The organism is Actinoplanes siamensis (genome assembly GCF_016862395.1).
Taxonomy (GTDB): Bacteria; Actinomycetota; Actinomycetes; order Mycobacteriales; family Micromonosporaceae; genus Actinoplanes; species Actinoplanes siamensis.
On sequence record NZ_BOMW01000039.1, the window covers coordinates 1 to 13915 of the forward strand.

The 13915-nt window shown below is 71.7% G+C and carries 9 protein-coding genes; 5 read left to right on the forward strand and 4 right to left on the reverse strand.

All coding sequences use genetic code 11. The annotated features are described in order from the left end of the window. The first annotated feature begins 89 nt into the window (after positions 1-89). Positions 90-1904 (forward strand): diguanylate cyclase domain-containing protein, encoded by a 1815-nt coding sequence (locus tag Asi03nite_RS21050; RefSeq protein WP_203682143.1) that lies wholly within the window; start codon positions 90-92, stop codon positions 1902-1904. A gap of 184 nt (positions 1905-2088) precedes the next feature. Here the strand turns inward: Asi03nite_RS21050 and Asi03nite_RS21055 are convergent, their stop codons facing one another. After that, on the reverse strand, positions 2089-3498 hold the full coding sequence (locus Asi03nite_RS21055) for an LVIVD repeat-containing protein (protein WP_203682144.1): 1410 nt from the start codon (positions 3496-3498) through the stop codon (positions 2089-2091). A gap of 105 nt (positions 3499-3603) precedes the next feature. Here Asi03nite_RS21055 and Asi03nite_RS21060 point away from each other — a divergent pair, with 105 nt between their 5' ends. Then, positions 3604-4254: a DUF305 domain-containing protein gene (locus Asi03nite_RS21060; protein WP_203682145.1), complete on the forward strand. Its 651-nt coding sequence runs from the start codon at positions 3604-3606 to the stop codon at positions 4252-4254. Here the strand turns inward: Asi03nite_RS21060 and Asi03nite_RS21065 are convergent. Continuing rightward, a complete protein-coding gene (locus Asi03nite_RS21065) occupies positions 4251-4973 on the reverse strand; it encodes an SDR family NAD(P)-dependent oxidoreductase (RefSeq protein WP_203682146.1) in 723 nt (240 codons plus the stop codon). The two genes, Asi03nite_RS21060 and Asi03nite_RS21065, sit on opposite strands and share 4 nt — an antisense overlap. Positions 4974-5005: 32 nt before the next feature. Further along, complete coding sequence (locus tag Asi03nite_RS21070) at positions 5006-5824, reverse strand: helix-turn-helix transcriptional regulator (protein WP_203682147.1); 819 nt, start codon at positions 5822-5824, stop codon at positions 5006-5008. A 138-nt stretch (positions 5825-5962) separates the two neighbouring features. Here Asi03nite_RS21070 and Asi03nite_RS21075 point away from each other — a divergent pair, with 138 nt between their 5' ends. Genes Asi03nite_RS21075 through Asi03nite_RS21085 form a run of 3 tightly spaced genes read left to right on the forward strand, consistent with a single transcriptional unit; the run spans position 5963 to position 13310 of the window. After that, a complete protein-coding gene (locus tag Asi03nite_RS21075) occupies positions 5963-6526 on the forward strand; it encodes a hypothetical protein (protein ID WP_203682148.1) in 564 nt (187 codons plus the stop codon). After that, on the forward strand, positions 6526-8481 hold the full coding sequence (locus tag Asi03nite_RS21080) for a flotillin family protein (RefSeq protein ID WP_203682149.1): 1956 nt from the start codon (positions 6526-6528) through the stop codon (positions 8479-8481). Before Asi03nite_RS21075 ends, Asi03nite_RS21080 begins: the two co-directional genes overlap by 1 nt. Continuing rightward, complete coding sequence (locus Asi03nite_RS21085; protein WP_203682150.1) at positions 8478-13310, forward strand: DNA repair ATPase; 4833 nt, start codon at positions 8478-8480, stop codon at positions 13308-13310. The genes Asi03nite_RS21080 and Asi03nite_RS21085 overlap by 4 nt, the downstream gene beginning before the upstream one ends. Here the strand turns inward: Asi03nite_RS21085 and Asi03nite_RS21090 are convergent. Next, complete coding sequence (locus Asi03nite_RS21090; protein WP_373872147.1) at positions 13300-13899, reverse strand: FIMAH domain-containing protein; 600 nt, start codon at positions 13897-13899, stop codon at positions 13300-13302. The genes Asi03nite_RS21085 and Asi03nite_RS21090 overlap by 11 nt on opposite strands. Positions 13900-13915 lie beyond the last annotated feature (16 nt).

Sequence of the window (13915 nt, forward strand, 5' to 3'; positions counted from 1 at the left end):
GCAGGTGGAGGTCACGGTTCGCTCACGTCCGGCCGCGGCGGACCGATGGGAATCCGCGGACCAAGTGACGTCCCACGACGGGAGCGACCATGCGCAGACGCGGCGGCAGCGCCGATTTCGTGCTGATCGCCCTCGTCCTGGGCGGATTGTCACTCTTCCCGCTCTTCCTCAGCGGGCTGGGCGGGGACCGGGTGTCCTGGACCGTGCAGACCGCCATCGACGTGCTGGACGTCTATCTCGCGAGGGCGCTGGCCGCCCATCCGGACGTCCCGGCGGCCGGGCGCCGCTTCTGGCGGGCGGTGCTCGTCGCCTGCGGCAGCTGCGCCATCGGCGACGGATTCCAGACGGTTCTGGCGTACGCCGGAGCCGGTTCCCAGATCAGCGTCGTGCAGACCGGCTTCGTGGTGACCGGCATGGGCATCATCGTGGTGGCCACCCTGCGGCACCCGCTCGGCGGCGAGGGCCGGCAGCGGCTGCGGCTGTGGCTGGACGCCGCGACCGTGCTCACCGGCGTCGCGGTCTTCCTCTGGTACTTCCTGCTCGCCCCGGAGCTGAGCGGCCCGCAGGCGGTGGACCGGTGGGGCGCCGCGGCGACTGTCGTGGTGATGCTGCTGATGGCGTTCGGCTTGCTCAAGCTGGTCTTCAGCGGCACTGCCCCGTTCTCCCGGCTCGGCGGGATGCTGGGCTTTCTGGGGCTGGCCGGCACCGCCCTCGGCGTGACCGTCGCCGGCATGCTTACCGACGCCGATCCGCCGGCCGGCGTGATGTACCTGGTGCAGCTCGTCCCGTGCGTGATCCTGGCGTGCACGCTGCGGCTGCAGCTGGTGCTGGCCGCGCCGGCCGGCCCGGAGCACGCCCGGCCCGGGGCGCAGCGGCCGAGCCGCCTGCCGTACGTCGCGGTGATCGCCACCCAGCTGCTGCTGGTGAACGCGCTCCGCAACGGCGAGCCGGACGCGCGGACCTGGGGGGTGGCGATCGGCGCCGTGGTGATCACGGTCCTGGTGCTGGCTCGCCAGCTCTCCGCGTTGCGCGACAACGAGCGTCTGGTCACCGAGGTGAACCAGCAACGGGAGTGGTTCCGCGCGCTGGTGCAGAACACCTCCGACCTGACCGTGGTGGTCGAGCGCGACGGGACCGTGCGGTACGCCAGCCCGGCCGCACGGCGAATCCTCGGCATCGAGCCGGACGAGCTGATCGGCACGTCGCTGTGCGACCGGATGGACCCCTCCGACCTGGCGGGGTCGGACGGCCGGCCGGCGGCCGGTCCCGGGCTGAACACGGCCAACCAGATGCGGTGGCGGCACGCCGACGGGACATACCGATGGCTGGATGTGATCAGCACCGACCTGTATCACAACCCGGACGTGCGAGGCGTGGTGCTGAACGCCCGGGACGCCAGCGAGACCCGTGCGCTGCACGACGAGCTGGAGCGGCAGGCCACCCACGACGCGCTGACCGGGCTGGCCAACCGGGTGCTGCTGCAGCGCCGGATCGACGGGGCGGCGGACGCCCCGGACCGGGCCGCGGTGAGCATGCTGCTGATCGATTTGGACGGATTCAAGATGATCAACGACCGGTTCGGGCACCACACCGGTGACCAGGTTCTGGTGATGGTCGCCGAGCGGCTGGGTGGGCTGCTCGGCAGCGGCGAGGTGGCCGCCCGGCTGGGCGGGGACGAGTTCGCGGTGCTGCTGCCCGGCGTCGAGGAGCAGGCCGCGGCGAAGCTGGCCGACCGGATCGGCACGGTGCTCGCCGAACCCATGATGATCGGCGACCGATGGCTGACCGTGGGCGCCAGCGTCGGCGTGGCCTCCGGGCGGGCCGGCGCCGGCGACCGGCTGCTGCGCGAGGCCGACGCCGCGATGTACCGGCGCAAGCACCGCCGCAAAGCGCCCGTGCCCTGACCGCCCCGAGGGCGGTTCACATCGATGGCGGAAACCACCGGACGGATCTGGCCGCCGGATCGCCGCACCCGCGTCCGAACACGATCCGTCACGGCTTCGGGGCCACCGCTGAGCACCTCACCGTGCTGGAGACGGTGCGCTGGTGGCGTGAGGCCGGCCCGCCAGCCGGCCTCACCTGAGGCGGTCACCAGGTGTAGAAGTTCTCCTGGGTCTGCGCGTTGAACTGCCCGGTGCGGAACCAGTCGGCGCCCCGGATGCGGCGGTCGTCCACCTTCAGGACGTCCAGGCCCTTCTGGATGTCGCTGGAGTAGATGTAGCCGTTGTACCAGTACGCCGACCAGGAGCCGCCGAGGACCAGGCGCTCGGCGTTGAACGGCCCGCGCTCCCAGTAGCCGATCTCCACCGGCTTGCGCGAGTCGGTGAAGTCCCAGACCGAGATGCCGCCCTGGTACCAGGCCTGCACCATGATGTCCCGCCCGGGAACCGGGATCAGCGAGCCGTTGTGCGCCACGCAGTTCTCGGTGGCCGCGTTCTCCCGCGGGATCTTGAAGTAGCTGCGGAACTGCAGCTTGGCGTGCCGGCCCTTGCCGACGATGTCGTAGACGGCGTCGGCGCCGCGGTCCGGGCCGACCGTCGGGTTGCAGGTGGCGCCGGCCCCGCCGCCCAGCTCGTCGGTGAAGACGACCTTGGTACCGGCGTTGTTGAAGGTGGCGGAGTGCCAGAACGCGAAGTTCGTGGTGTCCCGGGCCGTGGTGATCACCTTGGGCGCCACCGGGTCGGAGATGTCGAACAGCGCGCCGTCGCCCATGCAGGCGCCGGCCGCGATGTCCTTCTGCGGGTACGCCGTGATGTCGTGGCAGCCGGTGGTCGCCGAGCTGTCCTCGTCACCGCCGAAGCCGCCGTCCGGGAACAGCACCGGCGTGGCCACCACTGCCGCGGCGGCCGGGCTCTTCAGCGGCACCTTGACGATCGAGATCTTGTCGTGCGGCAGCGCGCAGTTCGGCACGCTCGCGCCCGACAGGTTGTACGACGAGACGTACAGGTAGACCGACTTGTCCCGGCCCTTGCCCGGCACCAGGGTCTCGGTGTGCGAGCCGCAGTCGGTCTTGACCGCGGCGACGTACCGCGGGTTCAGCGGGTCGCTCACGTCGAAGACCTTGATGCCCTCCCAGCGCGGCGTCTCGGCCGGCGCGGTGCCCGGCACCGAGGTCGAGTTGCAGGAGTCGTCGGTGCGCTGCGAGTCGGTGGCGAGGAAGAGCAGGTCACCGTAGATCGACATGTCGTTCTGCGAACCCGGGCAGACCACCTGGGTGGCGATCTTCGGGGCGCGCGGATTGCTGATGTCGTAGACGGTGAAGCCGTTGTAGTTGCCGCCGAACGCGTATGTCCCGCGGAAGGCCCAGTCGGTGTTGTAGGAGTTCTCGGCGGCGAACGGGCCGGTCTTGTCCAGGTGGCCGACCTGTGTGATGTTCGGGCTGCTGACGATCTCGTCGACCGCGGGGATCGCGGTGGTGCCGGCCTGGGCCGGCGCGGCGATCACCAGACTCAGCATGATCGCGGTAGCGGCCAGCCCTCGTGAGGCCAGGTGCTTCATGGAGCTCCTTCCGGCTGCGAGTCACCGGCGGGACCACATGTAAACGTGGACGTGCCGCCGGCAACATCGATGACTTTGGCTACGATAGCCGCCGGAGGAAGATACATGAATCGTCAGGCCTGGATGGGCATCACCGGCGCGGCGTTGATCGCCACGGCCCTGTTCTACGGGCTGGCCCCGTCGCCGGAGTCGCCGGAGCACCCGCCGCCCGGTCCGCCGCCGGTGCGCGTGGTACTGCCGGGACGGCCCGGGGAGTCCGCCGCGGTGTCGGACTCCGATCAGGTGCGCGCCCCCGACGGATCGACCTACAACTCGATAGACGTGGCGTACGCGCAAATGATGATCGCGCACCACGCGCAGGCCGTCGAAATGGCCGGGCTGGCCGGGACCCGGGCCGGCAGCGCCGAGGTGCGCGGCCTGGCCGGCCGGATCGGCGCCGCGCAGCGGCCCGAGATCGACGTGCTGCGGTCCTGGCTGCGCGACCGCGGCAAGCCGGAGAACGATCCCGGCCACGATCACGCCGGGATGCCCGGGATGCAGTCCGCGGAGGCGATGGGCGAGCTGGCCGCGAGCACCGGCGGCGACTTCGACCGCCGGTTCGTGACCATGATGATCGCCCACCACCGCGGCGCGCAGCAGATGGCCGGTGATCTGCTGCGCGGCGGCACCGATCAGCGGATGTCCGAAATGGCCAATGAGACGGCGGTCGAGCAGGGCAGCGAGATCAACCGCCTGAAGGACCTCGGCCTCGTCTAGAGGAACATGCCGCCGGACGCCTCGATCCGCTGGCCGGTGATCCAGCGGGTGCCGTCGCCGAGCATGGCGGCGACCACCCCGGCGATCTCCTCCGGCTCGCCGACCCGGCCCATCGCGATCACCTGCGCCAGACCGGCCCGGAGCTGCTCGTCGTCGCGCAGGTGGCCACCGGCGAAGTCGGTGGCGGTGGCTCCGGGCGCGACCACGTTGGCGGTGATGCCGCGCGGCGCGACCTCCTTGGCCAGGTACCGGGTGAAGACCTCGACGGCGCCCTTCATCGAGGCGTACGCGGCGTAGCCCTCGGTGGTGAAGCGGGCCAGGCCGGTGGAGAGGTTGACGATCCGGCCGCCGTCGGCGATCAGCGGGAGCAGCTTCTGGGTCAGGAAGAACATGCCGCGGAAATGCACGTCGAGCAGTTGGTCGAAGACCTCGACGGTGGTGCCGGCGATCGAGGCGTGCACGCCGACGCCTGCGTTGTTGACCAGGAAGTCGAAGTCCTCCCGGCCGAAGTGGTCACGCAGCGTCCGCTGCAAATCGACGACGAATTGGTCGTACGACCCGATCGCGCCCACGGTGAGCTCCAGCGGGATCGCGTCGATCTTCTCGCCGGGGTCGCCACGGTGGGTGTAGACGACCCGCACCCCGGCGTCGATCAGGGCCAGGGCGGTGGCCCGGCCGAGTCCGCGGTTGCCACCGGTGATCAGAGCGATTCTGGACATGGTGTTGCCTTTCGACGTCGTGGGCGGGGGTGCTAGCTGACCGCGGCGAGCAGCTGGAGCTTCTCGTAGCTCGGCGAACCGGGCGCCGCGGTGAAGACGAGCAGGACCTGTTCCTGCTCGGGGTCGTGGAGGTTCTGGCACCACAGTTCGAGCTCGCCGAGCTGCGGGTGGACCAGGGTCTTGCGGTCGACGTGGGTGAGCCCGACCTCGTGCTCGTCCCAGATCGCGGCGAACTCGCGGCTGACCGCGAGCAGCGCGTTCACGATCTCGGCGGCCCGCCCCCGCGGATCGGCCGCGTAGACCCGACGCAGGTTCGAGGTGAAGTAGCGGGCGTGCTTCGGATAGTCCCGCTCGGGGTAGACGCGGCGGCTCTCCGGGTCGGTGAACCAGCGGTAGACCGTCGACCGGGCCAGCCCGGTGTACCGGGTCTCGTCGCCGAACAGGGCTACCGCCATGGCGGTCTGGCGCAGCGTCTCGCCGTACCGCGACAGGATCATGGCCGGGGTGTCGCCGAGCCGGTCGAGGATCCGCATCATCCCCGGGCTGATGTGGTCGTCGCGCAGCGACCGCCGCGGAGCCGGATGCCCGCCCAACTGGAACAGGTGGTCCCGCTCCGCCAGGCTCAAATGCATGGCCCGGGCCAGCGCGGCGAGCATCTGGTCGGACGGCAGCGGGCCACGCTGCTGCTCGATCCGGCCGTAGTAGTCGGCCGACATGCCGGCCAGCGCCGCGACCTCCTCCCGTCGCAGCCCGCCGGTGCGGCGGCGCGGCCCGCGTGGCAGCCCGACGTCCTCGGGTTGCAGCGCCTCGCGCCGGGTCCGGAGGAAATGGGCTAGTTGTTCCCGATCCATGGATCAAGTCTGTCGCGTTTCCGCCCCCGGATGAAGGACGTCCTCATCCAGGGATTCCCGATCCGGGGACAGCAGCGTTTGACGTGGCCTGTCACCCTGTGGACCGCTACGCAGGAACTTTCGGGGGACGGTCGGCTCATGGGGAATGGATTCGTCGAGGCCGCGCTGAGCTTCCCGACAGTTCTCCTGACTCCTCTGCTGGTTCTCGTCGTCGGCTACTGGATCGTGGTGATCGCCGGGGGCGCCGATCCGGAGGCCGGTGACGGGCACGGCGCGCCGCTCGGCGTGCCGGCGCCGGTCTTCGTCTCGCTGCTGGTGGCGCTCGCCTGGTTCGGCACCCTGGCCGGCAGCCAGTGGCACGCCGGGTTCCCGCTCTGGGCGGTCCCGCTCGCCGCTCTGCTCGCCGCGGCGGTCCTCACCCGCCTGATCGCGATCCCGCTGAGCCGGCTGCTGCCCACCGGGGCGGATGCCTCGCGCGCCGACTTCGTGGGCCTGACCTGCGTGATCCGCACCGGGCGGGTGACCGGGACCTTCGGCCAGGCCGAGGTGCACGCGCCGGACGGCTCCTCGGCGATCGTCCAGGTCCGTCAGGCCGGCGAGGACGCCCTGACCGCCGGCACCGTGGCCCTCATCTACGACGTCGACTCCGAAGGCGAGTTCTTCTGGGTCGTCCCCGCCGACATCGCCAGGAAAGGCCTTTGATGGACGTTGTCTCCACCGGATTCGGTGTGCTTGTCGCCGTCGTCGTACTCATCGCCATCGGCGTGCTCTTCTTCCTCAGCCGGATGTTCCGGAAAGTGGAACAGGGAAAGGCGCTGATCGTCTCCAAGGTGCGCCGCGTCGACGTGACGTTCACCGGCGCGGTGGTGCTTCCCGTTCTGCACAAGGCCGAGGTGATGGACATCTCGGTGAAGACCATCGAGATCTCCCGTACCGGCCGGGAGGGCCTGATCTGCCGGGACAACATCCGCGCCGACATCCGGATCACGTTCTTCGTCCGGGTCAACAAGACCACCGAAGACGTGATCAAGGTGGCCCAGGCCATCGGCACCAGCCGGGCCAGCAACGAGGCGACGCTGCAGGAGCTGTTCAACGCGAAGTTCTCGGAGGCGCTGAAGACCGTCGGCAAGCAGCTCGACTTCGTCGACCTCTACACCAAGCGCAACGACTTCCGGGACCAGATCATCGAGGTGATCGGCACCGATCTGAACGGGTACAGCCTGGAGGACGCGGCCATCGACTTCCTCGAACAGACCCCGGTGAGCTCGCTGGACCCGAAGAACATCCTGGACGCCCAGGGCATCCGGAAGATCACCGAGCTGACCGCGATCGAGGCGGTGCGCACCAACGACTTCCGGCGCAACGAGGAGAAGGAGATCACCCGGCAGGACGTGGACGCCCGGGAGACGATCCTGGAGCTGGAACGCCGCAAGGCGGACGCGGAGATCAAGCAGCGCCGGGAGATCGAGACCATCCGGGCCCGCGAGGAGGCCGAGATCGCGCTGGCCCGGGCCGAGGAGTCGCTGCGCGCCGAGGCCGCGCGGCTGCGCACCGAGCAGCAGCTGGGCGTGCAGGCGGAGAACAAGAACCGGGAGATCGCGGTCGCCGAGAAGAACCGGGAGCGGGTCATCGCGATCGAGACGGAGCGCATCGAGAAGGACCGGATGCTCGAGGTGATCGGCCGCGAGCGGGAGACCGAGCTGTCCACGATCGCCAAGGACAAGGAGGTCGAGACCGAGAAGCGGTCGATGGCCGAGGTGATCCGGGAGCGCATCGCGGTCGAGAGGACGGTCGCCGAGCAGGAGGAGAACATCAAGCGCCTGCGCACCGTCGAGGAGGCCGAACGGACCCGCCAGGCGGTGGTCATCCAGGCCGAGGCCGAGGCGCAGGAGGCCCTCGTCAAGGACATCAAGGCGGCCGAGGCGGCCGAGGCCGCGGCCAAGTTCAAGGCCCGCGAGCAGCTGTTGCTGGCCGAGGCCCGGCAGCAGGCAGCCGAGCTGGACGCCCGCGCCAAGATCCGGCTGGCCGAGGGCCAGCAGGCCGAGGCGGCCGCGGCCGGCCTGGCCGACGTCCAGGTCCGCGAACGCAACGCCGAGGTGATCGAGAAGACCGGGCGCGCCGAGGCCGAGGTGATCGAGAGGACCGGACTGGCCGAGGCCTCCGTCGAGCGGCAGAAGGCGCTGGTAGCCGCCGAGTCGATCAAGGAGAAGCTGAAGGGCGAGGCCGAGGGCCTGGAGCAGAAGGCCGCCGCGATGGCCACGCTCGACGAGGTCACCCGGGCGCACGAGGAGTACCGCCTGCGGCTGGAGATGGAGAAGGAGATCCGGCTGGCCGGCATCAACGTGCACAAGGAGATCGCCGAGGCGCAGGCCATGGTGGTCGCGGCCGGCCTGGAGAAGGCGGACATCGACATCGTCGGCGGTGACTCGGTCTTCTTCGACAAGCTGGTCGGCTCGATCACGCTGGGCAAGAGCATCGACGGGTTCGTCGAGCACAGCGCGGTGGTGCGGGGCGTCGGCGCGCGGTACCTCGACGGCGACGGCGACCTCGCCGAGGACCTGCGGAAGGTGGTGGGCGCGGTGTCGACCGCGGACGTGGCCAACCTGAGCGTGGCCGCGGCGGTGGCGAACCAGCTCAAGAAGGACCAGCCTGAGTGACCGGGCCGAACATCGACGCCGGCACCTACGAGGTGCTCCGGGCCCGGCTCGGCGCCACGTCCCGTGAGCTGGCCGAGCGGGCCGAGACCCTGAACGGGCGCCGGATCGGGGTCTTCGGCGCCCAGCAGACCCGGCTGCTGGGCGCCGAGCGGATCCGCACCGGCAACAACTGCGTGCCCGCCGACGTGGCGCCGGCCGGGGAGGCGCTGCTCTTCGGCGCCAACACGTTCCTCGGGATGAAGGCCGAGACCTCGGTGGAGGACGTGTTCACCGTGCTGGACCGGCAGTTCCAGCCGGTCCAGCAGCCCGGGTTGCTGGACGACCCGGAGTTCCGGCGGGACTTCGCCGAGCTGTACCGGTATTACCGACAGACGCGGCTGCGGCAGCTGCGCCGGGTCGAGGGGCTGCTGCTGGCGGTCTTCCAGACCGGGGCGCGGGCCGACGACCTGAGGGTGCTGCGCTGGCGGGTCGGCCCGGACCAGACGGTGACGTACCAGGACGCGCGGGGCGAGAAGGACCACGTGCTCCCGCCCACCCACGACTTCACCTGGACGCCTACCACCCGCGAGCAGCACGTGCTCGGCCGGCACCCGCACGTCTCGATCGAGGACGAGGTGTTCGTCGAGGCGGTCGGCGGCACGCTGACGGTCAAGGTGGAGAACAACACCGAGGACGGCGAGGGCGTCTACTCCGAGCCCGTCGACGAGCCGCTGCAGAGCCTGGCGGACGCCGAGATCTCGTACGCCCGGGTCGGGCCCCTGATCCTGCTGCGGGTCCTGCCGTACCAGGAGACCGTGCACCGCCACCTGGTGTTCAACACCCGCACCCGGGACGTCCGGCGCCTGGACGGCATCGGGCAGGCGTGCCGGCGGCTGCCGGAGGAGCAGGGCGTCATCTTCCCCGGCGGGTACTACCTGGCCACCGGGGCGGCGAAGACGTTCGACCAGGACACCAGCGGGCTGGCGTTCGAGCGGGTGGTCCGGTCGGTGAACGGCGAGGACGTGCTGCACGTCTTCCACGACGCGGAGTCGGGGCGGTACCTGCTGCTGCCGTACAACGTGATCCGCAAGGAGGTGGCGACGCCGATCACCGGGCACGGCTACGCCGTCTTCGACGACGGCACGCTGGTGGTGCTGCGCAGCCCGGACGACGAGCCGGCCCGGGTGCATCCGGTGCAGGTGTGGCAGACGCCGTACGTCTCGGACGCCCACGCCGCAGCCCAGCCGCCCGGAACCGGTCCGCTCGACCGGATCGGCAACGCCGAGCTGGTCCGGGGCATCGCCGACGCGCTGTCGGTGACCCGGATGGTCGACGAGATGTCCGCCGCCGGACCGGTCTTCGAGGCGATCATCGCGGCCTGCACCAGAGCCTTCGACACCTATCACTGGCTGGCTGACCCGGAGCTGGAGAACCTGGCCGAGCCGCTGTCCGAGGTACGGGCCGCGGCCAAGCAGGTGCTCGACGAGTTCGCCTCGGTGCAGGCGCTGACCCGGCAGGCCGCCGAGGCGCTGGCCGAGGCCGAGTCGTCCGCGCAGTCGCTGGTCCGGCGGGCCGGGACGGAGGCGCCGGCGAGCACCGGCGGGTGGGTGAGCCGCCTCGCCGAGCTGCGGCGCGAGCGCGGCAAGCTGGCCGGGCTGCGGGAGATGCGGTACGCGGACGTCGCCCGGCTCGACGAGATCGCCGCGTCGCTGGTCACCGCGACCGACGAGACCGCCAGGCGCGCGGTGGAGTTCCTGCGCCGCCCGGACGCGTTCGCCGACTACCAGACCGGCGTCGAGGAACTGGCCGCGCGGGCCGCCGGCATCGGCACGGTGGCCGGGGCGGACCCGGTCGCCGAGCGGATCTCCGAGCAGTCCGACGGCCTGCGGGTGGTCACCGAGGTGGTCGGCGGTCTGGAGATCGCCGACGCGACCGTGCGGGTGTCCATCCTGGAGCGCATCGGCACGGTGCTCGGCGGTCTCAACCGGGCTCGGGCCACTCTGGACGCGCGGCGGCGGGAGCTGGCCGCGGTCGAGGGCCGCGCCGCGTTCGCCGCCGAGTTCGCGCTGTTCGGCCAGTCGGTGTCGGCCGCGCTGGCCGCCGCGGACACCCCGGAACGCTGCGACGAGCACCTGGCCCGGCTGATGGCGCAGGTCGAGACGCTGGAGGCGCGGTTCGGCGACGTCGACGACTTCGGCGAGCGGCTGGCCGCCAGGCGCGCCGAGGTGTACGAGGCGATCGCCGGCCGCCGCCAGTCGCTGCTCGACGAGCGGGCCCGCCGCGCCGACCGGCTCGCCGGCTCGGCCCGCCGGATCCTGGACGCGGTGCGCCGGCGGATCACCACGCTGGGCGATCCGGACGAGGTGAACACGTACTTCGCCACCGATCCGATGGTGGCCAAGGTCCGCTCGGTCGCCGGCCAGTTGCGCGCGGCCGGCGACCCGGTCCGTGCCGAGGAGCTGGACGGGCAGCTCAAGGCGGCGCGGCAGGAGGCCGGGCGGGCGCTGCGGGACCGGCTCGACCTGTTCGACGACGGCGGGATCCGGCTGGGCCGGCACACGTTCGCGGTCAACGAGCAGCCGATCGACCTGACGCTGGTGCCGCACGACGGCGGGCTGGCGTACGCGATCACCGGCACCGACTACCGCGCGCCGGTCACCGACCCGGACTTCCAGCAGACCCGGCCGTTCTGGGACCAGCCGCTGATCTCCGAGTACCGGCACCTGTACCGGGCGGAGCATCTCGCCGCGGCGGTCCTCGCCGCGGATCCGTCGGCCGCGGCCGCCGCGCAGGTGGACGGGACGCTGCGGGAGCTGGTGCGGCGGGCCGCCGAGCAGAGATACGACGAGGGGTACGAGCGGGGCGTGCACGACGCGGACGCCACGGTGATCCTGGACGCGCTGCTGCGCCTGCACGCCGCCGCCGGCCTGCTGCGCTACCAGCCCCGGGTCCGGGTGGCCGCGCAGTTGTTCTGGGCCTACCGGGCCACCGCCGAACAGCGCCGCTCGTGGCAGCTGCGGGCGGCGTCACTGGTCCGGGCCCGCGCCATGTTCGGCTCGGCCGGCTCCGCGCTGCCGGAGCTGTGCGCCGAACTGACCGCCGCGGCCGGGCCGTCCGCCGACCCCGAGATCGGCGAATACCTCGTCGAGGAGCTGGCCACCCCGGCCGGCTTCGCCACCAGCGCCGGGGCCCGGGCCTTCCTGGACCGCTTCCACCGGGAGCTGGGCGGGGCGCAGGGGCCCGCGGCCCGGCAGTACGCCGACGACCTGCGCGCCCTCGCCGGCGAGCCGGAGGCCCGGCAACAGCTCGTGCACGCCTGGCTCGACGCGTTCCGCCAGGCCAAGCCGACCGCCGGCGACCTGTCCGACATGCTGGAAGCGGTCGGGATCGAGGTGACCGGGACCGAGCTGACCCGCTACGACGTGGCCGCCGCCACCCGCGAGACGGTGTCCGGGCTGCTCGGCGTGCATCCCCGGGTCAAGGACGGGCAGTTGGTGGTCTCGTTGGACGCGCTGCTGTCGAAGGCCCGGCACTTCCGGGAGAAGCGGATGCCCGCGTACCGGGAGTACCAGAAGGAGCGGGCCGCCCTGGCCGCCGCCGAGCGGGACCGGCTGCGGCTGGACGAGTTCAAGCCGCGGGTGATGACCACGTTCGTCCGCAACCGGCTGCTCGACGACGTCTACCTGCCGCTGATCGGCGACAACCTGGCCCGCCAGCTGGGCGCGGCCGGCGACGACAAGCGGACCGACCGCTCCGGCCTGCTGCTGCTGATCTCCCCACCGGGTTACGGCAAGACGACCCTGATGGAGTACGTCGCCGACCGGCTCGGCCTGGTCTTCGTCAAGGTCAACGGGCCGGCGCTGGGACACGGGGTGACCTCGCTGGACCCGGCCGACGCGCCGGACGCCACCGCGCGGCAGGAGGTGGAGAAGATCTCGATGGCGTGCGAGATGGGCAACAACGTGCTGCTCTACCTCGACGACATCCAGCACACCAACCCCGAGCTGCTGCAGAGGTTCATCTCGCTGTGCGACGGGCAGCGCCGGATGGAGGGCGTCTGGAACGGCCGGACCCGGACGTACGACCTGCGGGGCAAACGATTCGCGGTCTGCATGGCGGGCAACCCGTACACCGGGAGCGGGCGCCGTTTCCGGGTGCCGGACATGCTCGCCAACCGGGCCGACGTGTGGAATCTGGGCGACGTGCTGGCCGGCCGGGAGGATCTGTTCGCGCTCTCCTATCTGGAGAACGCGCTCACCGCGAACACCGTGCTGGCGCCACTGGCCGCGCGCGACTCCGCCGACCTGCCGCTGCTGCTGCGGCTGGCCGAGGGCGACGAGAGCGCCCGGGCGGACCGGTTGTCGTACCCGTACTCGGCCGCCGAGCTGGACCAGATCCTGGCCGTGCTGCGGAAGATGAGCCGGGTGCAGCGGGTGGTGCTGCGGGTCAACCAGGCGTACATCGCCTCGGCCGCGCAGGCCGACGCGAGCCGCACCGAGCCGCCGTTCCAGCTCCAGGGGTCCTACCGGAACATGAACAAGCTGGCCGAGCGGATCGTGCCGGCGATGAACGACGACGAGCTGGAGCAGGTGCTCGACGACCACTACCTGGGCGAGGCGCAGACGCTCACCGGCGGCGCCGAGGCCAACCTGCTCAAGCTGGCCGAGATCCGCGGGCGTCTCGACCCGGTCCGGGCCCGGCGGTGGGCCGAGGTGAAGGCCGGGTTCCTGCGCGAGCAGGCGCTCGGTGGGACCGGGGCGGATCCGATGGTCCGGGCGGCCGGCGCGGTGGCCCTGGTCGCCGACCGGATGGCCGGGGTGGAGGCCGCGATCGGACGGCTCACCCGGTAGGCAGCCGGCCGGCCAGCTGCGTCGCCTGGCCGGCCAGCGCGTTGAACCCGGCGTCGCTGATGTCGCCGTCGTCGTGCAGGTCGACCAGTTTCTCAGCGAAGTCCTCGAGACGCCGGGCGGCCGCCTCCTGGTCGTTTCCGCGCAGCGACTCGGAGACCTTGCGGAGCCGCTTCACCAGCGACGTGCCGTCGCCCCGGTCCAGCTCCCGCTTGCGCACCAGCACGCCGATCTCGCGCTGCATCCGGGTCAGCACCGCCCCGGGCGGGACCGTCCGCGTGGCCACCGGCCGGGTGGTGGGCTTGCCGGCCGGCGGCTCGCCGGTCGGCCCGGTGGTCGACTCGGCCAGCGGCTCGATGCTCTGCGTCCGCAGCACCTGGGCCGGGGCGGCGGGAGCGGCCGCCGGGGCCGGGTCGTCGTCCGAGCCGGAGAGTGCCCAGTACCCGATGGAGAGCGCCAGGAAGGCGCCGGCCGAACCGAGCACGATCACGCGGCGGCGGCCGGCCCTGCGGTACTTGTCGTCGGGCTGGGCCGGCACGGTGGGCAGGACGGTCGTCGGCCAGTGCGGCGACGACGGTCGTGGATCTTGCATCTCGGGCACGGCCGAC

Excerpts from the sequence above, each read along its gene's own strand:
- Asi03nite_RS21075 (WP_203682148.1), top strand. The coding sequence starts at position 5,963 with ATGGGGAATGGATTCGTCGAGGCCGCGCTGAGCTTCCCGACAGTTCTC.
- Asi03nite_RS21055 (WP_203682144.1), bottom strand. The coding sequence starts at position 3,498 with ATGAAGCACCTGGCCTCACGAGGGCTGGCCGCTACCGCGATCATGCTG.
- Asi03nite_RS21090 (WP_373872147.1), bottom strand. The coding sequence starts at position 13,899 with ATGCAAGATCCACGACCGTCGTCGCCGCACTGGCCGACGACCGTCCTG.
- Asi03nite_RS21050 (WP_203682143.1), top strand. The coding sequence starts at position 90 with ATGCGCAGACGCGGCGGCAGCGCCGATTTCGTGCTGATCGCCCTCGTC.
- Asi03nite_RS21060 (WP_203682145.1), top strand. The coding sequence starts at position 3,604 with ATGAATCGTCAGGCCTGGATGGGCATCACCGGCGCGGCGTTGATCGCC.
- Asi03nite_RS21080 (WP_203682149.1), top strand. The coding sequence starts at position 6,526 with ATGGACGTTGTCTCCACCGGATTCGGTGTGCTTGTCGCCGTCGTCGTA.
- Asi03nite_RS21065 (WP_203682146.1), bottom strand. The coding sequence starts at position 4,973 with ATGTCCAGAATCGCTCTGATCACCGGTGGCAACCGCGGACTCGGCCGG.
- Asi03nite_RS21070 (WP_203682147.1), bottom strand. The coding sequence starts at position 5,824 with ATGGATCGGGAACAACTAGCCCATTTCCTCCGGACCCGGCGCGAGGCG.